The organism is Anabaena sp. PCC 7108, from assembly GCF_000332135.1.
Classification (GTDB): domain Bacteria; phylum Cyanobacteriota; class Cyanobacteriia; order Cyanobacteriales; family Nostocaceae; genus Anabaena.
On record NZ_KB235896.1, the window covers coordinates 4,133,456 to 4,151,461 of the forward strand.

22 protein-coding genes and 1 pseudogene are annotated in these 18,006 nt (G+C 38.7%); 8 read left to right on the top strand and 15 right to left on the bottom strand.

Annotation, left to right across the window (positions count from 1 at the left end; genetic code table 11):
* Window positions 1-28: 28 nt before the first annotated feature.
* The 3 genes from ANA7108_RS0119370 to ANA7108_RS0119380 form a co-directional block, all read right to left on the bottom strand.
* Window positions 29-709, bottom strand: coding sequence for a ComF family protein (locus tag ANA7108_RS0119370; protein ID WP_016952475.1), 681 nt, complete (start codon window positions 707-709; stop codon window positions 29-31).
* Window positions 710-749: 40 nt separating this feature from the next.
* The gene (locus ANA7108_RS0119375) at window positions 750-1,238 is read right to left on the bottom strand and encodes a GNAT family N-acetyltransferase (protein WP_016952476.1); all 489 of its coding nucleotides are present in this window, start codon (window positions 1,236-1,238) and stop codon (window positions 750-752) included.
* A gap of 265 nt (window positions 1,239-1,503) precedes the next feature.
* Window positions 1,504-2,103, bottom strand: a complete 600-nt coding sequence (locus ANA7108_RS0119380) for a tRNA-(ms[2]io[6]A)-hydroxylase (RefSeq protein WP_016952477.1) — start codon at window positions 2,101-2,103, stop codon at window positions 1,504-1,506.
* Window positions 2,104-2,464: 361 nt separating this feature from the next.
* Here ANA7108_RS0119380 and ANA7108_RS0119385 point away from each other — a divergent pair, with 361 nt between their 5' ends.
* Together ANA7108_RS0119385 and ANA7108_RS0119390 are read left to right on the top strand one after the other, a co-directional pair.
* Entirely contained in the window at window positions 2,465-3,886 is a 1,422-nt protein-coding gene (locus ANA7108_RS0119385) for a cell wall metabolism sensor histidine kinase WalK (RefSeq protein WP_016952478.1), read from the top strand.
* Window positions 3,887-3,996: 110 nt separating this feature from the next.
* On the top strand, window positions 3,997-4,674 hold the full coding sequence (locus ANA7108_RS0119390) for a response regulator transcription factor (RefSeq protein WP_016952479.1): 678 nt from the start codon (window positions 3,997-3,999) through the stop codon (window positions 4,672-4,674).
* Between the two features lie 5 nt (window positions 4,675-4,679).
* On the opposite strand, the gene ANA7108_RS0119395 is transcribed toward ANA7108_RS0119390, so the two are convergent.
* The 7 genes from ANA7108_RS0119395 to ANA7108_RS0119425 all read right to left on the bottom strand — a co-directional run bounded on the left by ANA7108_RS0119395 (window position 4,680) and on the right by ANA7108_RS0119425 (window position 9,380).
* Window positions 4,680-5,414, bottom strand: coding sequence for a DUF4079 domain-containing protein (locus ANA7108_RS0119395; RefSeq protein ID WP_016952480.1), 735 nt, complete (start codon window positions 5,412-5,414; stop codon window positions 4,680-4,682).
* A gap of 50 nt (window positions 5,415-5,464) precedes the next feature.
* Window positions 5,465-6,181 carry a molybdopterin-dependent oxidoreductase gene (locus ANA7108_RS0119400; protein WP_016952481.1) on the bottom strand — a complete coding sequence of 239 codons (717 nt, stop codon included), beginning with the start codon at window positions 6,179-6,181 and terminating at the stop codon, window positions 5,465-5,467.
* A 4-nt stretch (window positions 6,182-6,185) separates the two neighbouring features.
* Window positions 6,186-6,788: a cytochrome b/b6 domain-containing protein gene (locus ANA7108_RS0119405; RefSeq protein ID WP_016952482.1), complete on the bottom strand. Its 603-nt coding sequence runs from the start codon at window positions 6,786-6,788 to the stop codon at window positions 6,186-6,188.
* Between the two features lie 152 nt (window positions 6,789-6,940).
* Window positions 6,941-7,633, bottom strand: coding sequence for a cytochrome c biogenesis CcdA family protein (locus ANA7108_RS0119410; RefSeq protein ID WP_016952483.1), 693 nt, complete (start codon window positions 7,631-7,633; stop codon window positions 6,941-6,943).
* Between the two features lie 126 nt (window positions 7,634-7,759).
* Window positions 7,760-8,371: a thioredoxin family protein gene (locus ANA7108_RS0119415; RefSeq protein ID WP_016952484.1), complete on the bottom strand. Its 612-nt coding sequence runs from the start codon at window positions 8,369-8,371 to the stop codon at window positions 7,760-7,762.
* A gap of 58 nt (window positions 8,372-8,429) precedes the next feature.
* A complete protein-coding gene (locus ANA7108_RS0119420; RefSeq protein ID WP_016952485.1) occupies window positions 8,430-8,783 on the bottom strand; it encodes a pentapeptide MXKDX repeat protein in 354 nt (117 codons plus the stop codon).
* A 216-nt stretch (window positions 8,784-8,999) separates the two neighbouring features.
* Window positions 9,000-9,380 carry a hypothetical protein gene (locus ANA7108_RS0119425; protein ID WP_026104314.1) on the bottom strand — a complete coding sequence of 127 codons (381 nt, stop codon included), beginning with the start codon at window positions 9,378-9,380 and terminating at the stop codon, window positions 9,000-9,002.
* Between the two features lie 264 nt (window positions 9,381-9,644).
* Here ANA7108_RS0119425 and ANA7108_RS0119430 point away from each other — a divergent pair, with 264 nt between their 5' ends.
* A complete protein-coding gene (locus ANA7108_RS0119430; protein ID WP_016952487.1) occupies window positions 9,645-10,058 on the top strand; it encodes a heavy metal-responsive transcriptional regulator in 414 nt (137 codons plus the stop codon).
* Between the two features lie 18 nt (window positions 10,059-10,076).
* Here ANA7108_RS0119430 and ANA7108_RS0119435 read toward each other — a convergent pair whose 3' ends face one another.
* The 5 genes from ANA7108_RS0119435 to ANA7108_RS0119455 form a co-directional block, all read right to left on the bottom strand.
* On the bottom strand, window positions 10,077-10,319 hold the full coding sequence (locus ANA7108_RS0119435) for a hypothetical protein (protein ID WP_016952488.1): 243 nt from the start codon (window positions 10,317-10,319) through the stop codon (window positions 10,077-10,079).
* Window positions 10,320-12,626: a heavy metal translocating P-type ATPase gene (locus ANA7108_RS27680; protein WP_016952489.1), complete on the bottom strand. Its 2,307-nt coding sequence runs from the start codon at window positions 12,624-12,626 to the stop codon at window positions 10,320-10,322.
* A gap of 228 nt (window positions 12,627-12,854) precedes the next feature.
* Window positions 12,855-13,049, bottom strand: a complete 195-nt coding sequence (locus ANA7108_RS0119445) for a heavy-metal-associated domain-containing protein (RefSeq protein WP_016952490.1) — start codon at window positions 13,047-13,049, stop codon at window positions 12,855-12,857.
* A gap of 28 nt (window positions 13,050-13,077) precedes the next feature.
* Window positions 13,078-13,683: a DUF305 domain-containing protein gene (locus tag ANA7108_RS0119450; RefSeq protein ID WP_016952491.1), complete on the bottom strand. Its 606-nt coding sequence runs from the start codon at window positions 13,681-13,683 to the stop codon at window positions 13,078-13,080.
* Between the two features lie 238 nt (window positions 13,684-13,921).
* Window positions 13,922-14,827, bottom strand: a complete 906-nt coding sequence (locus ANA7108_RS0119455) for a Ycf66 family protein (protein WP_016952492.1) — start codon at window positions 14,825-14,827, stop codon at window positions 13,922-13,924.
* Window positions 14,828-15,059: 232 nt separating this feature from the next.
* Between ANA7108_RS0119455 and gndA the strand changes: the two genes are divergently transcribed.
* The 5 genes and pseudogenes from gndA to ANA7108_RS29080 form a co-directional block, all read left to right on the top strand.
* On the top strand, window positions 15,060-16,490 hold the full coding sequence (gndA, locus tag ANA7108_RS0119460) for an NADP-dependent phosphogluconate dehydrogenase (RefSeq protein ID WP_016952493.1): 1,431 nt from the start codon (window positions 15,060-15,062) through the stop codon (window positions 16,488-16,490).
* Between the two features lie 151 nt (window positions 16,491-16,641).
* Window positions 16,642-16,947, top strand: a complete 306-nt coding sequence (locus ANA7108_RS0119465; protein ID WP_016952494.1) for a putative toxin-antitoxin system toxin component, PIN family — start codon at window positions 16,642-16,644, stop codon at window positions 16,945-16,947.
* A complete protein-coding gene (locus ANA7108_RS0119470; protein WP_016952495.1) occupies window positions 16,944-17,189 on the top strand; it encodes a hypothetical protein in 246 nt (81 codons plus the stop codon). The genes ANA7108_RS0119465 and ANA7108_RS0119470 overlap by 4 nt, the downstream gene beginning before the upstream one ends.
* 81 nt (window positions 17,190-17,270) lie before the next feature.
* Window positions 17,271-17,492: a hypothetical protein gene (locus ANA7108_RS0119475; RefSeq protein ID WP_016952496.1), complete on the top strand. Its 222-nt coding sequence runs from the start codon at window positions 17,271-17,273 to the stop codon at window positions 17,490-17,492.
* Window positions 17,493-17,765: 273 nt separating this feature from the next.
* Window positions 17,766-17,921 (top strand): annotated as a pseudogene (locus tag ANA7108_RS29080) (Txe/YoeB family addiction module toxin); the annotation flags it as partial.
* Window positions 17,922-18,006 lie beyond the last annotated feature (85 nt).

Sequence of the window (18,006 nt, forward strand, 5' to 3'; positions counted from 1 at the left end):
AATTATAGATTTCTTAGCTATGACTTGCCTATAAACTCTTTATTGATCTATCTTTGGCCGTAGTGGCAACAGCGGCTAAACCCAAAACCGAAATGTTACTTTGATTAAGTGTATACACAGCAGATTTAGCAGTAGCTCCTGTTGTATAAATATCATCGACTAATAGCACTGGTGCTTCAGGTTGACGACGGCGAAAATCTGTCCCTAAAGAAAAAGCTGCTGCTAAATTTTTTTCTCGCTCAGAAGCGGATACGCCAAACTGTGCTTTCGTATTTTTGATTCTTTCTAAACCATTTAATTGTAACTGACAACCAGTTATTTGACAGAAACCTTTAGCTATGAGTGCAGCTTGATTGTAACCTCTTTCTTTGAGTTTTTGAGAGTGGAGTGGTATTGGTATAATTACTGGCTTTTGATTGGTTTCTACCGAATTTAATAACCATGATTCTCCTAAGTACCGACCTAGAAAAGAACCAATTTCTGGATGATTTTCATATTTCATTACGGCGATCGCTCTTTTGAGAGAACCACCATAAATTCCCCAAGCAAACACTGGTAATGGTTGTTGCCATAAATAGCTAGGTTTTTTCAGATGACAGCTTTGTATTTGTTGGTTGCAATATTGACATAATTCACTTGGTGTGCTGCGTTGACACAAAGGGCAATTAGATTGGAGAAACAGGTTGAGTAAGCTTTTGAAAATTGTCATTATTCAACCCCTTTGGGGAATTAACAATTAAAAATTCAGGTCAATTGCTAAGAAGATATTTAACGTAAATGCGATCGCACCTTTGTGTTTCTACACCTGTTGTGGGGATATAACCATTATTTTCATATAGTTTGACTGCGGCTTTTAAAATACTGGCAGTTTCAATCCAAATTTGCTCAAATCCACGGGATGCTATCGCAGTTTCTAGTTGTTGTAATAAATGCTTTCCTAATCCTAGACATCTTACATTTGGTAAAAGATACATTTTGCGGATTTCTACAGCTTTTTCTCCTCTATCTATAGGATAATATGCACCTGTACCTACTATCTGATTTTGGTGTTCAATTACCCAAAACTCTCCTCCAGTAGCTAAATAACATTCCTCAACTTGCAATACATCTCTATCAGCACCATCTGGTTCCCAATCTAAACCATATTCTAATAATACAGAACGAATTACCTCTGCAGCTTGAGTCTTTTCTTTCTGTTCCCAGTCACGAATTACAAAATCTTGGTAGTAATATAGCATCTTTGAAAATCTCTGAGTTTATAGCCATCTTCAAACATTGTTCAGAGGGAACAGGAAGCAACTCTTAACAGGAAAAACTCATGTTTAAAAACATGAAATTGAAATAATGACACTGTTTTTTTCGTGTCACTCTCCTTGTAAAAACATCCTTTTTTTGACTGAGCTTTAAACTCTTAAACTTTAGTTTCTTATCTGTTCCCTGTTCCCTGTTCCCTGTTCCCTTCTTTTGTAATTTTCTATATTCACAACTCAAATCAGTGCTAACTTAACTATGAATTCTTGGTTCTGGGTGTAAAGTTGCTAATAATTCACTTTCAACAACTGCTAATTCATCAAGACGCTGCATGACTATTTCTCGCTCAAAATAAGTATCAGCTAATACCCAATATGTACCAAAATGTCGCGCTTCTGATGCCATCAACGTACGATAAAATTTAGCTAATTCGGGTTCTGGACAGTTCGCAGCTAAAAGTCCCAAACGTTCATGACTCCGTGCTTCAATTAAACCAGTCACCAGTAAATTGTCTAAAAATCGTGCTGGTTCCTGCGATCGCACTTGGGTTTTTAACCCCGCACCATAGGGAGGTGCTGACAGGGGTGCAAGGCGAATATTGCGGCGTTCTAGCCATTGATTGACTAGTTCAAAGTGTTCTAGTTCTTCACGAGCGATCGCTGTTAGCTCTCGTACCATTTTACTATTAGACGGGTAACGAAACATAAAATTTAAGGCTACCCCAGCGGCTTTCCGCTCACAGTGGGAATGATCGAGTAAGATAATATCCAAATTAGCGATCGCTTGCTCTATCCAAGCATCACTGGTAGGCTGCTTCAGAGCATTAATAGTTGGTAACGGAGAACTCAGCACAGGATAAAAACTCCAAATTTGACAATTTTCATAAATTTTAACTAATTTGGGCGATTTAAGTCTCCCGCTTTTATAATTTGATTTCTTGCTCCGTTCGGCTAACGCTCACGACGAAGCCTGGATTCTACTGTATTATGGATTAATTTAGGCACAGACAAACAACAACCAAAATTTTCAGCGAATTCTCAGATGAAATTAATGTAATTACTGCTAATTTGATTTAAATTATTAATAGAGAAAAATGTATTTTTTTAATTAACTAACTAATTATTAGTCAGAACCAGACGTTTATAAAGTAGATTTAATTTAAATAAATTTAATTTAAATTATTTTTCACAAGACCCAACTTATAAATAAGAAAGTGAAACAAATTAGAAAAATTTGTCAACGAATTGATCCATTTTCATTACGACTACGTCTAACTATTGGTACTGCTATATTTTCCGCATTGGCATTAGGTAGCCTCGCTGTATGGACTAGCTGGAAAATGCAGAAAATACTGATTGACAGTCATAAACATAACATTCAACAAATTGCTAACCGATTGCCACATGATATCCAACTTTATAGTGAAATGATGCAACCCGAAACAGGGGTGCAAAAAGCTATTAATAACTTAGCAAATACCAACACTTTATTATGGCTAAAAAGTACTGATAATAAAATTTGGTTCAAATCTGCCACTTTAGATTTGTTATCTGATTCTACAGTGGCTAAATTAATGTCTATTAGCAATATGTCAATTAAACCTAAAGTTTACCAAGTCAATAACAACTACTTCATTTTAAGTGGTGGTTCTTTACAAGTTCAGGGTAAACTGTTGGGTATGCTATTTGTAGTGCAGGATATTACAACCGAACAAACAATGTTTATGGCAATGGTTAGAAGTTTGACTATTGCCAGTATTTTAACAATTATTTTGATTACAATAGCGATCTCATTTTATATTCAGCGTTCTCTACAACCATTACGTCAACTCAGTCAAATGACCTCTGTCATTTCTATAGAAGACTTAGGACAAGCACAGCTATATCTTGATAATGCACCCAGCGAAGTCAAAGAATTAGCTCAAACTTTAACTATGTTGTTGTCACGTCTTGCCCAATCGTGGGAACAAGAACGACAATTTGTTAGTAATGTTTCCCATGAATTACGCACACCTCTAACAATTGTACATGGTTATTTACAAAGTGTTCTTCGACGACAAAATAACTTAACAGAAATTCAAATAGAAGCCTTAGAAACTGCCTCATCAGAAGCTGAACATACTATCCGGTTATTACAAGATTTACTAGATTTAGCAAGAGCAGATAGTGGTTATTTACGCTTTCAGATCAAATATTACATATTGAATGATTTAGTTGAAGAAGTTGTAGAAATGGCAGCAAAATATAGTGGTCGTATCATTAAAATTGAAACAGCAAATCACCCAATTGAAGTAAGAACAGATTATAGTCGTCTGAAACAAGTATTGCTGAATTTGATTGATAATGCTGTTAAATATTCTGCCGCTGAGACACCAGTAACTTTAAAATTAAACCAGTTTCATGATAAAGTAGTTATTCAAGTTTGTGACCAAGGTTACGGCATTCCCTTACAACATCAATCCCGGATTTTTGAAAGATTTTATCGTGTAGATGAATCCCGCAGTCCCATAACAGGTGGTTCTGGTTTAGGGTTATCAATTGTTAAAACTCTGATAGAAGGTATGGGAGGTAACGTCACTTTACAATCAAAGTTAGAAGAAGGGAGTATATTTACCATCAATTTACTTAATAATTAATAATAGGTGACAATTACAAAAGAAGGGAACAGGGAACAGGGAATAAATTTGTGTGTACTTCATTAAACTGGGGAATGCTATATATTAATAATTTATAATAATTAAAAAAAATGTCAGCACATATTCTTTTAGTTGAAGATGAAATTAAACTAGCTCGATTTGTAGAATTAGAATTGAGTAGTGAAGGCTATAAAGTCACCGTCGCTAATGATGGCATGACTGGTTTAACATTAGCACGAGAATCATCACCAGATTTAGCTATTCTAGATTGGATGTTACCAGGATTATCAGGTGTAGAAATTTGTCGCCGTTTGCGAGCAACTGGAAACTCAATCCCAGTAATTTTATTAACAGCAAAAGATGAAGTAAGTGATCGTGTTGCTGGTTTAGATGCAGGTGCAGATGATTATGTCATCAAACCATTTAGTATTGAAGAACTATTGGCGAGAATTCGCGCTCATCTCCGACGTACACAAGAAACAGATGAAGACATTCTGCAATTTGAAGACTTGAGTTTAAATCGTCGGACTCGCCAAATTTATCGAGGTAAGCGAGGAATTGAATTAACAGCAAAAGAGTTTGATTTATTAGAATATCTTCTTTCCCATCCCCGGCAAGTTTTTACAAGAGATCAAATTTTAGAAAAAGTTTGGGGTTATGATTTTATGGGAGATTCTAATATTATTGAAGTTTATATTCGTTATCTGCGTTTAAAGTTAGAAGAAAAAAATGAGAAGCGTTTAATTCACACAGTGCGTGGAGTAGGTTACGCACTGCGAGATATGTAAAATTACTACGGCTTGGGAGATAAAGAAGGTGCTTGAATTGTGCAAGGTTGTGTATCACACTTCTGCCCATAAAGCATCTGCACATAAGGTTCTTGCCAACTCAGAGGAACTTCTAACAATGATCTTGTCCCTGTAATTCCTTGTCCGATAAATAATAAAAGAGCAAGAGAATTGAGAATAATATGAACCTTCCGCCAGCGATTTGTTTTATCTTTGTATATATCTGGTAAAATTGCTATTGAAAAAATCATTAATAAAGCCGCTAATTCTCCATAATAGTAGTGAGAAATATACCATTGATCGGTTTTGCGGTAAACACCATCTTGACAACCAAAAACCACTAAACCAACCCCACTCAGAGTTGCAAATATACCGCGCCAATTTGCTTGTTTTGCTTGATAAAGTAAATACAAAGAAGCAATAGTAGCTGCAAGTAATAACCCCAGAAAAATTACCTGAAATGGTGATTTAACCCAAACTTGCTTATCTATAATGTTCCCAAAAACATCGTTAGCTAAAGCTATTAAAACAATACCGACAACTGAGCCAGTTAACCACTTTCCTAACTGGACGTGTTCTTGTCCAACTACAGGAGGAATTTTACTTTTACTACCTGCTACAGTTTCTAATCGGCGTTGACGAACTTGTAAAGCCCGGTTAACAATAATCCCAATTAGGGGGAAAACTACAATTACGGCTAATATTGGATGTAATAACAAAATCGCATCTTTAATTTCCATTTTGCACCTCTTGATAAAACGAGTTTTGAATGTAACTTTTTTGTGCAGTACTAAAGTCCTGCAAACCATTCATAACCCTGGTCTTCCCAATAGCCTGTAGTCGGTAACAAATTACTGACAAACATAATTTGAGTCACCCATTTACTTTGTTTGTAGCCAAGTTTAATAGGAGATGCTAGACGCAAGGGCGCACCATTTTCAGGTGCTAATGGTTGTCCATTTTTTTGATAAGCCAACAGAGTTTGAGGATGAATAGCAGAAGCTATATCCCAGCTTTCATAGTAACCATCTGCTGATTTAAAATAGACATAACGAGCATTTGGTTTAGGTTGGACAAGAGTAATTAAGTCTCGTAAGCTCACACCTCCCCATTGAACAATTGCTGCCCAACCTTCAACACAAATATGACGAATCACCATTGAAGTTAAAGGCAATTTTTGAATATCTACTATACTTAATTGCATGGGATTATTAACTTCTCCATCAATTTTCAGGCTAAACTGCGCTTGATCAATTTGTGGTGTGAAGTTAAAGCTATTTATCAATAATTTTTCTGGTTCAATTTCACTGATAGAAAATTCAGGTACAGGCTTTTGACTAAGTAAAAGTTCTTCAAAAGATTGATTAAGTGGCTTAAATATTTGTCCGACATTCTCTGAAAACAAATTAGTTCCACAGCCACCTAAAAGTAAACTTGCGCCTGAAAGTCCAGATAATTGCAGGAAATTACGACGTGATATAGTCCGTTTAGGAAAAATTAAACTCATATTTTTAATTAAAAATAAACATAGACTTGACTAAACGAAAGCTTCCCACTTTGAGAGCAAGTAAGAAATGAATAATTGTAAATAAAAGGACAGTAGGAACAGTAATAAAATGAATAGTGCGGAGAATTTGCCAACTACCAAATAGCCCAGATAACCAATGTAATTGGGCAGGTTTATACATAGCCAAACCACTAAATATCGCCAGCAGTAAAACAGGAATAATACCAGTGTATACTAACCGATGCCAAGCGTAGTTTTTGCGTTTGAGATTTTGGCTGACTTGTAATGCTTTAATATCACCAGCGTCAACAAATCGACGTTGCCAACGACGAGTGATAAAAATATATATTCCATACCAGAGCAAGTTAAGAGAAAAGAACCACATGGCTGCAAAATGCCAATTTCTCCCACCTGCTAACCAACCTCCTAGTAATAGAAAATCGGGAAAATGCCAACCTTCACGTCCACCAAATACCGGATTAGCATTATATATTTGCAGTCCACTAGCAATCATAATCATTAAACTAATGATATTCATCCAGTGAAAGGTTTTAGCGAAGAAAGTTTGCTTTGGTTTAGGGGAAACTTTGCGTTTAGATGAAGTCATACAATTTTGGATTTTTGGCGTTGCTAAGTGAAATTATAAATTTGTATCACGCAGAGACACAGAGAGTAAGAGTTTGGGAGATGGAATTTTGGACTTTCAATTATTTAATCCAAAATCCAAAATTGACAATCTAAAATTCGCTCATTGCTGTTTCACAAAGGTAGACGGGGAAAAAATGGAGCTAACCACAGCTGGATTTGGATATCCCAACCCAGAAGAATAGTAATTGCTGTTGTGACAATCATGACTCCACCGACACGCTGTAATGTGGCGCTATGGGAGCGGAGTTTGAGTATTTTTTGGCTGACTGACCTTCCTCCGTAAGCAATTGCCAATAAGGGTAATCCTGCACCTATTCCGTAAGCAAGCAGTAGCCCAAATGCGCTGATAATTTCATGTTTGACTGCTGCTAAAACGAGAATTGCTCCCAAAACTGGACCCGCACAGGGAGTCCATAACAATCCCAATTGAGTCCCTAACCAGAATTCTCCCATAAGTCCTACTCGTTGAGATTTTTTAGTCCAGTTACCAATAGGAATGTAGCTAAATATTCGGTAACTCCAATTAGGGAAAATTGCCAGCAGTCCTAAAAATAATAAAAGTGCGATCGCACCATAACGTAATATATTAGCCAAACCTGTAAACCAGATTGCGGTGACACCTAACAAACTACCCGCTACTGCAAAACCAGCGATTAATCCCCCAACCAGTGCAATTGGTCCGTAAACATGAGATTGAAAAGAGCGCCCCACAAACACAGGTAAAATCGGTAAAACACAGGGAGAAAGCACATTTATAACTCCCCCCACAAAAGCCAGACCAATTGATAGATGAGAATTTGCCATAAATTAGGACTAACAATGTCTTTTGTAGGGTACGTCAGATAAAAAAAATCTGTCGCTGCTTCCCGAATTAACAAGTCTGACGCACCTTACTAATATGCCAGATGCGTAAGTCGTGATAAATTCCGGCTATCCTAATAGTTGGCGGATAGTCTGCTCGGTTTTCTCATAAGCCCCTTCCCCAATATGGTCATACCTGAGTTGACCTTGACGGTCGGCTAAAAATAGGTGAGGCCAATACTCATTTTTATAGGCATTCCAGGTTTTAAACTCGTTATCAACTGCAACCGGATAGGTAATTTGATGCTTCTGAAGCGCTCTTTTGATATTATTTATATCTCGCTCAAAGGCAAATTCCGGTGTATGGATACCAATTACCTTTAATCCCTGCTCTGCATATTGCCGATGCCATTTCGTAATGTAAGGTAAGGTGCGTTGACAGTTGATACAAGCAAAAGTCCAAAACTGGATTAGGACAACATTATCTTTCAGATTTGCGATCGCTAAAGGAGTAGAATTAAGCCACTGACTAATACCCTCAAACTCTGGCAGATTTTTACCTGCGGGAGGATTCGCAGCAACAACTTTAGCCTTTTGTGTATTGTTGGAATTGGTAGGCAAAGGAGAAATACTATACTCTTTTTTCAAGTTGGGAAAGGCTGTTGTAGTTGCACCAACTCCCACAACTCCTAACCCAAAATAAAAAAGTAATTGCCGACGACGAAGCAGGTTGTGATTCATGAAAATTTCTTTTATTGAAGTCAAAGCCTGACAATGAATCTAATCAAAAAGGTTGCGGTTATGGCTTGCTGGTGGCGGGTAATTTCTTCATAGCATCACCTTTCATAGCGTCGTCTTTCATAGCATCACCTTTCATGGCATCACCTTTCATAGCATCACCTTTCATGGCATCACCTTTCATGGCATCACCTTTCATGGCATCACCTTTCATGGCATCACCTTTCATGGCATCACCTTTCATAGCATCACCTTTCATAGCATCGTCTTTCATAGCATCACCGGGTTTATCATTGCTCACAGCAGGAGAGGCATTAGGAACAATCTGATTGTTGGTTGCAGGAGTGCTAGTGCAAGCTGCGAGACTGGTAGTTAAGCTCAGAGCAGCAATTAAAGAAAGTGTTTTCCAGTTCATAGTCTTCTTCCTCTGAATAGTTATTTTTTTATGAATAGACTTCTTGCAAAAATTAAAAAAATGAATAAATAACCGCCGATAAATGCAGATTAAATTCACTTAATATAGAAGTCATGCAATTAATTTGAGATTGTCTAAGTCCCAATATTAACAGGGTTGAAAGTGCCATTTTCATATTTCATAAGTAATGACTTTTACCAATCAACCCAATACAAATTACTTCACTTCGCTGGCTTCAAATCTAGAAATCTTACCTTGTTTAACTGCAACTACTACATCGTAAGTTGAACAGTAAGCAAACGTGACATTATTAGCTTTGTTGTAAAGATTCACTACCATACCTGCACCACCGGGTTGAACACCAAGCGGTTCAAGATCACCAAAGAAGAAGCGACGTAATTGATCTCCACCACCAAATTGACCTTTATTCTTCATCACCAAATCAATTTTCTGTGCAGCAGTCAAACCTGTAGAATCTTTCATTTCTGCGGCTGAGGCTTGAACTAGTGAAGGATTCACCGCTTTAAGTGGAAAATCCCAAACTGTCAACATACCAGCTAGAGCAACACCTGTGATTAAAGAAGAAGCGAGTTTCATTTGTTTTTCCTGATGTTTAACTTGTTCAACTAAACACAGCATCCCATCTGCTACTGAAACTCAAATGAAGCCAGTCTATGAATTGTCTGAATTTATCCGTTGGAAAAATTTAGTTTACACTCAGCATATTCTCAGAATAGTATGGGCTGCACGCCATACCGTCAGGGCTGTAAGTAATTATAATTAAGTTCTGTAACGGCAATTTAGATTCCGCCTCACATACTTGCCACTTATACTAAAAAGAAATAGTTGCTAAAGTTAGTTATGTTAATTCAAGATAAACAACTGCTTTTAATTGGTCAGGTAACTGAACTAAGTGGAATTTCCATCAGAACAATTCGCTATTATGAAAGCCTAGGTTTAATTCAAGCCTCAGCACGCACTGAAGGAGGTTTTCGTCAGTTTTCCTTAAATGTTCTGACTCGTTTAGATTTCATTAAAAGAGCGCAACATCTGGGTTTAAGCCTGGAAGAAATTCGAGATATTCTTCAAGTGTATGATCAAGGAGAAATACCTTGTGGTGAAATTCAAGAAAAGCTGCAAGAAAAGCTATTGAAAATAGACCACCAAATTCAACAATTGTTAACTTTACGCGGAGAGATTCAAGGATTACTTTCAGGCTGGCAAAATAGGAAAGAACAACCGCCGGAAAGTATTTGTCCTATTATTCAGAAATAGAGTTTAATTTGGTGACTTCTATTCGTTATTAGTCAATTTAGTCGGCGCTACTTTTGATTTACTGTAAATAAACCACCATAACTCAATGCCAATTAAGGCTAAACCACCGACTGTAACAGCAACTTTCAAACTTAATGGTTGCTCAATTCGGTGAAATTCGTTAGTTTTCATAGAATGAGAAGCTGGCATTTCTGCTACTGCACTTGATGTCAGCACTACTAAACCAATAAGACTGGCCAAAATAGTTTTTTGATTCAACATTTACTTAACTCCTGGTTGAAAGTTACGCAATCTTAAGGCATTGGTGACGACAGAAACGGAAGAAAAAGCCATTGCAGCACCCGCGATAATGGGATTAAGTAACCAACCAAAAATAGGGTAGAGAATACCCGCAGCAATAGGAATGCCAATAATGTTATAAATAAAAGCAAAAAAGAGATTTTGCTGAATATTGTTGATAGTAGCGCGGCTGAGTTTTATGGCGGTGACAATGCCTTGCAAGTCTCCAGAAATTAGGGTAATATCACTTGCAGCGATCGCAACATCTGTTCCTGTACCAATGGCAATCCCTACATCTGCTTGTGCTAAAGCTGGGGCATCATTGATACCATCCCCTACCATAGCGACAATTTTAGATTTTCTATTTGTTTTATTGAGATTATTTGGTAGAGAAGTTGTATGCAAAGTCTCTACATTAGATTGCAAAGATTGAATAATAGCGGCTTTTTGGTCTGGACGAACTTGGGCAAAAACTTGGGTGATACCAACTTGAAGTGCGATCGCATCCGCAGTTTGCTGATTGTCTCCAGTTAACATTACCACTTCTAAACCTAAATTTTGCAGTGCTTTGACTGCCTGGGCTGATGAAGGTTTGAGGGCATCAGCAATCGCCATTATTCCTTGTAATGCACCATCAACAGCTATCAAAATCACTGTTTTTCCGGCGGATTCCCAATCTATTTGATACTGCTGTAGAGAATCTGTATTAATTCCTATTTCTGTTAACCAGCGTTGTGTACCGATTTGTACCAGATGGTCATTTACAACCCCTTGTACACCACTACCAGCAATAGCTAGAAAATTATTAACCTTTGCTAAACTCACATCTTGGGACTGGGCATATTTTACTACTGCTTCTGCCAAAGGATGCTCAGAATTTCTTTCTACAGTTGCAGCTAATTGTAACAGGTTAAGCTCATTATTATTTGCTGTGCCATTAACAGTCACAAAATCAGTAACTGTGGGTTTACCTTGAGTTAAAGTCCCGGTTTTATCCAAGACAATAATTTGGATTTTGTGGGCTAACTCTAAACTTTCAGCACCTTTAATTAAAATACCATTTTCCGCACCTTTACCTGTTCCGACCATCACAGAAGTTGGAGTAGCTAAACCCAAAGCACAGGGACAGGCGATAATCAAAACACCCACCGTCGTCATAGTAGCGAGGGTGAGATTACCCATGATATTAAACCAAATCACAAAAGTTGTAATTGCGATCGCAATCACAGCCGGCACAAACCAACCCGTTACCTGATCTGCTAAACGTTGAATAGGTGCTTTTGAACCCTGCGCTTCTTGCACCAATTTGACAATTTGTGCCAAAAAAGTATTTTTCCCTACCCTTGTTGCCCTAAACTTAAAACTACCAGTTTTATTAATAGTCGCCCCAATCACCTCATCTCCTGGCTGTTTCTTTCTTGGTAAACTTTCACCTGTAACCATCGCCTCATCTACTGTTGAAGCCCCTTCAATCACTTCACCATCTACAGGAATCTTTTCTCCAGGACGCACCACAATCACATCATTAATTCTCACCTCAGCAATGGAGATATCCATTTCTACATCATTGCGAATCACTCTAGCAGTTTTCGCTTGTAGTCCCATCAGTTTGCGAATTGCTTCCGAAGTTTTTCCCCTAGCGCGACTTTCCAAAAATCGCCCTAACAAAATTAAAGTAACAACCATTGCTGCAACTTCATAATAAACATGAGGTTCTAAACCTTGGCTAATCAACAAACCAGGGAATAGCGTCACCACCAGAGAATATAAATAAGCCGTCCCCGTCCCCAAAGCAATCAAAGTATCCATAGTTGCAGTATGGTGTTTGAGAGACTTCCAACCATTGCGGAAAAAAGACCAACCACACCAAAATTCAACAGGTGTCGTCAACACCAACTGCAACCAAGGATGATGTAAAAAGCTGGGAATAAAAGGCAACTTTAAACCCATCATCATTGGTAAAGAACCGAAAAACAGGAAAATGCTAATTACACCTCCCGTCTTCAACTTAAGAATTAGTTCCTGTTGTTCTGCTAACCTACTCGCTGTTTCTGTATCATTTTCGCCTTGTGATTCTGACAGCGAAAAAGATGAATAACCCGCAGCCTCAATAGCAGCTTGGATTTCCTCTAAATTTGTCTGTTGGGAATCATAGTTAATACTAGCTTGCTCTGCACCAAAATTAACATTACAATCAATCACCCCAGAAACCGACAAAATTGCCTGTTCCACATTATTAGCGCAACCAGCGCAACTCATACCTCGAAGTTTGAGAGTAAGATTATCCATATTAGTAAGTATTAGTAAGTTAAATTTTTCAGCCGCAGATAAATGCTGATAATTTATCTGTGTGCGTCTGCGTGTATCTGCGTTTTTTTTAGAGAATAGGACTTACGCAACTGGCACATTGGTAGGGTGCGTCAGACTGCATAAATCCTGCAAATAAACAGATACTTGATATCTGACGCACCCTACAACAGATTTTTGGTGTGACACGCAGCTTTAGTCCTATATCTATTAAGCAGGAGGATACCCAGCAGCCACCAAAGCTTCCTTAATTGCTGTTTCTGAAGCTTGAGTATCTACGCTGACCAGCTTAGTTTTTGGGTCAGCATCTATGTTAGCGTTAGCATCTACAGCCTTGAGCGCATTAGTAATATTGGTTGCACAAGTCGAACAAGCCATTCCGGGAACTGTCAGTTTGAGTGTCATAGGTTTAAAGAATCTCATGAAAAACTAATTAAGATGACGCTTTAGACAACTGCTCTAATTGCTGAATTTCAGCGGTTTGCGTTTTGATGATATCTTGGGCTAAATCGCGGAGTTGTTTGTGAGTAGCACTGTTCATGGCTTTCTGTGCCATCATCACAGACATTTGTTGGTGATGAGTCATCCGCTGTAGAAATGCCTTGTCAAAGTCGGGGGAATTTTGCAAAGATTCCATATTCATCATTCCAGCCATTCCCTGATCTTTGCCATGCTGCATTCCCATACAATTCATAGTAGTAGCGGGAACTTCTGTGCCATACAAATTTTTGTACAAAGCTTTCAGTTGCTCAATTTCTTTAGTTTGATCAGTTTTTATCGTCCCAGCCAATGTTTTAATTTCTGGATTTGTAGCTTTTTGTACAGCCAAATCCGCCATTTCTATACTTTTCTGGTCATGATGAATCATCATGGCGATAAAATGTTGATCTTCCCACTTCTGCGTCATAGTTTTAGTCACCCCAGCAGGAGAAGATGGTGACTGGTGGTGCTGTTGTGCTACGGCGCTGTAGGTTGTCGATAAAGTGACAATTAATCCGACAAACCCATAATTTACTAAAGTTGCTAATTTGTTAAGCATACTGTTTGCTCCTTTCGCTTCCTCAGGAAGGTTGAGGGCATTTCCGCCAAAAAATCAGTAAATGGTATTGCCTAGTTACCAATTTTTGGCTGAGAGTCCTGTTAAATTTATCCTAAACCCTCTAGTGGGATAGAGAGTCTAGAGTATATTTACAAATCTTAATAATTTTATTAATTAAGACGCGGAGCGTATCACCGCGTCAGCTTTGATTACTATTCAAATTCAACCGGACAGGATATCAGTCCTGCAGTGTTTGTTCTATTGGTGTTTCGGCTGGGGGAGCAATTACCGCGTCTGGTGCGACTTCCTCAATGGGAATTGCTGCTGGTTTTGCTTCTGTTTCCCCTTGCGCTGCTTCCACCAGTTCCGGTGATGGGGAGTTGGGAGGAATTACTTCTGGTATACTGACGATTTTATCTTCTATTATTTGTTCTACTACAACAACAGTTACCTCTGCTATTGCCACTTCCTGACTCTCTGTCACCACATCCCCCTGTCCTTCTGTCACCACATCCCCGTGTCCTTCCATCACCGCGTCACCGCGTCCTTCCATCACCGCGTCACCGCGTCCTTCCATCACCGCGTCACCGCGTCCCTCCATCACCGCGTCTTCCTTCCTCTCCGTCGTAGCTTCTGGGGAAGGTGCTTCTACTTCGCTCGATTGTGCTGGTATAGAACCGGTTTTATCAATTACTTCAACAACAGGCTTTGGTGTAGGTGTAGATGGTTGTTTGGTCATTGTTTGCTGCACCTTACCTTTGACACCACTGAACACACTACCAATAAAGGCTGGTAATTGTCCCAGTTTTTCCTGTAGAGAAAAATTAGATACCTGGTCTTGTAAACTAATCTTCACTAGCTCCAGACTAGGTACAGGCGTTTGTTGTTTTTCTGGTGTGAGTTGGCGACGTAATAACAGAGTTTGCCAGCCAAAAGAACTCAAAAGTGCAACACTAGCTACATGACCTAGCAGTAAACCCCCAGTAATACGCGGTGCAAAAACCCATAAGACTAAAGCATAGAAAAGACCAACTCCGCTCCAGATAAAGTCATTCTTACGGTGGATTTCCGGGAAGAAGAAAGCTGATATGTAAATGGCTAGGCTGCCAAGTCCAACTACTAAGGCTAGGAAATAGGCCAGCATTTTTCAATACTCCTGATTGTTTGATTTGTGCCAGTATTTTAATTTTGCAAATTTTGTAACTAAATTGTTGACTTAGATACAAATTAAAACTAAATATTGATATTTAGTGGTGATTTTTTAAATTCTAGAAAAACTCTTAATATCTTCTTTAGGAGTGAAGCGAAAATCTCGGATTACCCTTAAAGGGAAAGGATCTGCAAGAGTTAGCCAAACCCGAAAAAATATTTGAACTATGACCCTACAAAGCTTTGGTGTGATTGGATTAGCTGTTATGGGCGAGAACATCGCTCTCAACGTCGAGCGTAATGGCTTCCCAATTGCAGTTTACAACCGCTCTCGTGAAAAAACCGATGCTTTCATGGCGCAGCGTGCAGGTGGAAGGAATGTTGTTGCAGCCTTTACTCTAGAAGAATTTGTCGCCGCACTAGAACGTCCCCGCAAAATTCTAGTCATGGTACAAGCTGGTAAGCCTGTTGATGCGGTAATTGCCCAGCTTAAACCCTTGCTACAAGAAGGTGACATCATTATTGATGGTGGTAACTCCTGGTTTGAAGATACCGAAAGACGGACTCAAGAATTAGAACCCACTGGTTTACGCTACATCGGTATGGGTGTGAGTGGTGGTGAAGAAGGTGCGTTAAATGGTCCTTCTTTGATGCCTGGGGGTACAAAAAGCTCCTATGAGTATCTATCGCCCATTTTCAACAAAATCGCTGCTCAAGTTGATGATGGTCCTTGTGTAACTTACATTGGTCCCGGTGGTTCTGGTCACTATGTAAAAATGGTTCACAACGGTATTGAGTACGGCGATATGCAGTTAATTGCAGAAGCCTACGATTTGCTGAAAAATGTGGCTGGTTTAAATGCAGCACAACTCCATGAAGTGTTTTCCCAGTGGAATACAACTGACGAACTCGATTCATTTTTGATTGAGATTACAGCCAATATTTTCCCCTACGTTGATCCAGAAAGCAAGATTCCTCTGGTTGATTTGATTGTTGACGCAGCCGGTCAAAAGGGAACTGGTCTTTGGACTGTAAAAACTGCTTTAGACATAGGTGTGGCAATTCCGACAATTACAGCCGCTGTAAATGCCCGGATTATGTCTTCGATTAGAGATGAACGGATTGCTGCTTCTAAACAAATCAGCGGACCTAATGCTAAGTATACCGGAGATATCAAGGCTTTTGTGAACATGGTGCGTGATGCACTTTATTGTTCTAAAATTTGTTCTTATGCTCAAGGTATGGCGCTGTTATCTACAGCTTCCAAGACTTACAATTGGGATTTGAATTTGGGCGAAATGGCTCGGATTTGGAAGGGTGGTTGTATTATTCGCGCTGGCTTCTTGAATAAGATTAAGAAAGCTTTTGACGAAAATCCAGCTTTACCAAACTTGCTATTAGCACCTGAGTTTAAGCAGACTATTCTTGATAGACAAACTGCTTGGCGTGAAGTGATTGTGACTGCTGCTAAATTGGGTATTCCTGTTCCCGCTTTTAGTGCTTCTCTAGATTACTTCGATAGCTACCGCCGGGAACGTTTGCCTCAAAACTTAACTCAAGCACAACGCGACTATTTCGGCGCACATACCTACAAACGTATTGATAAAGAAGGATCTTTCCACACTGAGTGGGTTCCCATTGCTGAAGCTAAGAAGTAAGACACTTCTGGTTAAGCTTTACAATTAATTCTTGCCATTTATTTCGGTAAGATTGCCTGTAGGGGCGGGGTTTTCCCCGCCCTTAATTGTGAGATTAATACTAGGTTTTTAAAGTAAGAACCAATTATAAGTTTAAATATTATGCGAGACTTTGCCTCTTGTACTGGAATACACGGATGTTTTACTGCGTGAATTACCAAACCTTTATTTGAGCTATGAAGAGGTAGATGACCTAATTGATTTCTACTGTGCAGTAGGAGTGCAGCATGAAATTTTCTTCCTTTGGCGACCGTTCCTGCGCGATCCTAAAGATGACATGGTATTGGAGCTTGCAGTCAAAGCAAGATGTGAGATTATAATTACATATAACACCCGCGACTTTGCAGGCGTAGAGCAGTTTGGGTTAAAGCTACTTGAGCCTTCAGAGTTTTTAGGCTTGATAGGAAAGTTGCCATGAGTATTGTTCAAGTTCAAATTCCCGACTCATTACAAAAAAGCTTGCATGAACTTGCAAGTCGTGATGGAATTTCTATTGATCAATTTATATCTACTGCGATCGCAGAAAAACTCTCAGCTTTGATGACAGAAAATTATCTCAAAGAAAAAGCAAAAAGCGGTAGTCGCTTGAAATATGCAGCAATTTTGGCAAAAGTCCCAGATGTTGAACCAGAACCTTATGATAGGATACCGACCGTCTAACAAATTAGCATAACTCAGTTATTGGTACTGCAAGCGATCAATGATTTTCTAAAGAATTAAGGAAATTAGGAACATATTAGAATGCACATCAGTTATAGATTGAATGCTAACGAACTGGACAACAATTTTCTGGAAAGCTTAAAAGCTGCTTTTCAGGACAAAGAAATCGAAATTGTTGTATATGAAAGTGACGAAACACATTTTCTTTTAGAGAATCCTGCCAATAAAAAGAGATTGCTAACTGCGGTTGAAAACATTCAAAATCGGAGCAATCTTGTAGAGCTTAATTGGGAAAGCATCTGATGAGACGAAGAATTTTGTTTGAAGCAGAAGCTTTTGAGGACTTTAATGAATGGGCAAAAATTGATCGCAAACTTTACAACAAAATCGTTGAACTTATTTAGGACTTACGCATTGACAAGATTCCTCAAATATGTAATATGAATTATATTTCTTGTAGGGTGCGTCAGACACGATATTTTCACAAAAAACAGATTCTCTCTATCTGACGCACCTTACTCAATAAGTTATTCCCAAAGGCGAAAATGACGCAATTTTGTTCATTCACATCATGGCAGATTCGTACAGTGCGTAAGTCCTATTATTAAAGATATTGAACGATCTCCATTTTCAGGTATGGGCAAACCTGAACCCCTTAAATATGAACTCAGTGGTTTTTGGTCAAGACGCATTAGTGATGAACATCGGCTTGTTTATCAAGTTACAGATTAAGAGATTCTAATTGCTGGTTGCAAAAGTCATTATGAGTAATAGCGTCAGCGCGACTTAGTGCATTGCTAAACCCATACTTGTTTAT

Coding starts and splice junctions, on each gene's coding strand:
- ANA7108_RS0119425 (WP_026104314.1), bottom strand. CDS start 9,380: ATGAAACTCGCTTCTTCTTTAATCACAGGTGTTGCTCTAGCTGGTATG.
- ANA7108_RS0119455 (WP_016952492.1), bottom strand. CDS start 14,827: ATGCTGGCCTATTTCCTAGCCTTAGTAGTTGGACTTGGCAGCCTAGCC.
- ANA7108_RS0119395 (WP_016952480.1), bottom strand. CDS start 5,414: ATGGAAATTAAAGATGCGATTTTGTTATTACATCCAATATTAGCCGTA.
- ANA7108_RS0119435 (WP_016952488.1), bottom strand. CDS start 10,319: ATGTTGAATCAAAAAACTATTTTGGCCAGTCTTATTGGTTTAGTAGTG.
- ANA7108_RS0119415 (WP_016952484.1), bottom strand. CDS start 8,371: ATGAATCACAACCTGCTTCGTCGTCGGCAATTACTTTTTTATTTTGGG.
- ANA7108_RS0119410 (WP_016952483.1), bottom strand. CDS start 7,633: ATGGCAAATTCTCATCTATCAATTGGTCTGGCTTTTGTGGGGGGAGTT.
- ANA7108_RS0119405 (WP_016952482.1), bottom strand. CDS start 6,788: ATGACTTCATCTAAACGCAAAGTTTCCCCTAAACCAAAGCAAACTTTC.
- ANA7108_RS27680 (WP_016952489.1), bottom strand. CDS start 12,626: ATGGATAATCTTACTCTCAAACTTCGAGGTATGAGTTGCGCTGGTTGC.
- ANA7108_RS0119475 (WP_016952496.1), top strand. CDS start 17,271: ATGCACATCAGTTATAGATTGAATGCTAACGAACTGGACAACAATTTT.
- ANA7108_RS0119445 (WP_016952490.1), bottom strand. CDS start 13,049: ATGACACTCAAACTGACAGTTCCCGGAATGGCTTGTTCGACTTGTGCA.
- ANA7108_RS0119420 (WP_016952485.1), bottom strand. CDS start 8,783: ATGAACTGGAAAACACTTTCTTTAATTGCTGCTCTGAGCTTAACTACC.
- ANA7108_RS0119430 (WP_016952487.1), top strand. CDS start 9,645: ATGTTAATTCAAGATAAACAACTGCTTTTAATTGGTCAGGTAACTGAA.
- ANA7108_RS0119370 (WP_016952475.1), bottom strand. CDS start 709: ATGACAATTTTCAAAAGCTTACTCAACCTGTTTCTCCAATCTAATTGC.
- ANA7108_RS0119375 (WP_016952476.1), bottom strand. CDS start 1,238: ATGCTATATTACTACCAAGATTTTGTAATTCGTGACTGGGAACAGAAA.
- ANA7108_RS0119470 (WP_016952495.1), top strand. CDS start 16,944: ATGAGTATTGTTCAAGTTCAAATTCCCGACTCATTACAAAAAAGCTTG.
- gndA (WP_016952493.1), top strand. CDS start 15,060: ATGACCCTACAAAGCTTTGGTGTGATTGGATTAGCTGTTATGGGCGAG.
- ANA7108_RS0119390 (WP_016952479.1), top strand. CDS start 3,997: ATGTCAGCACATATTCTTTTAGTTGAAGATGAAATTAAACTAGCTCGA.
- ANA7108_RS0119450 (WP_016952491.1), bottom strand. CDS start 13,683: ATGCTTAACAAATTAGCAACTTTAGTAAATTATGGGTTTGTCGGATTA.
- ANA7108_RS0119400 (WP_016952481.1), bottom strand. CDS start 6,181: ATGAGTTTAATTTTTCCTAAACGGACTATATCACGTCGTAATTTCCTG.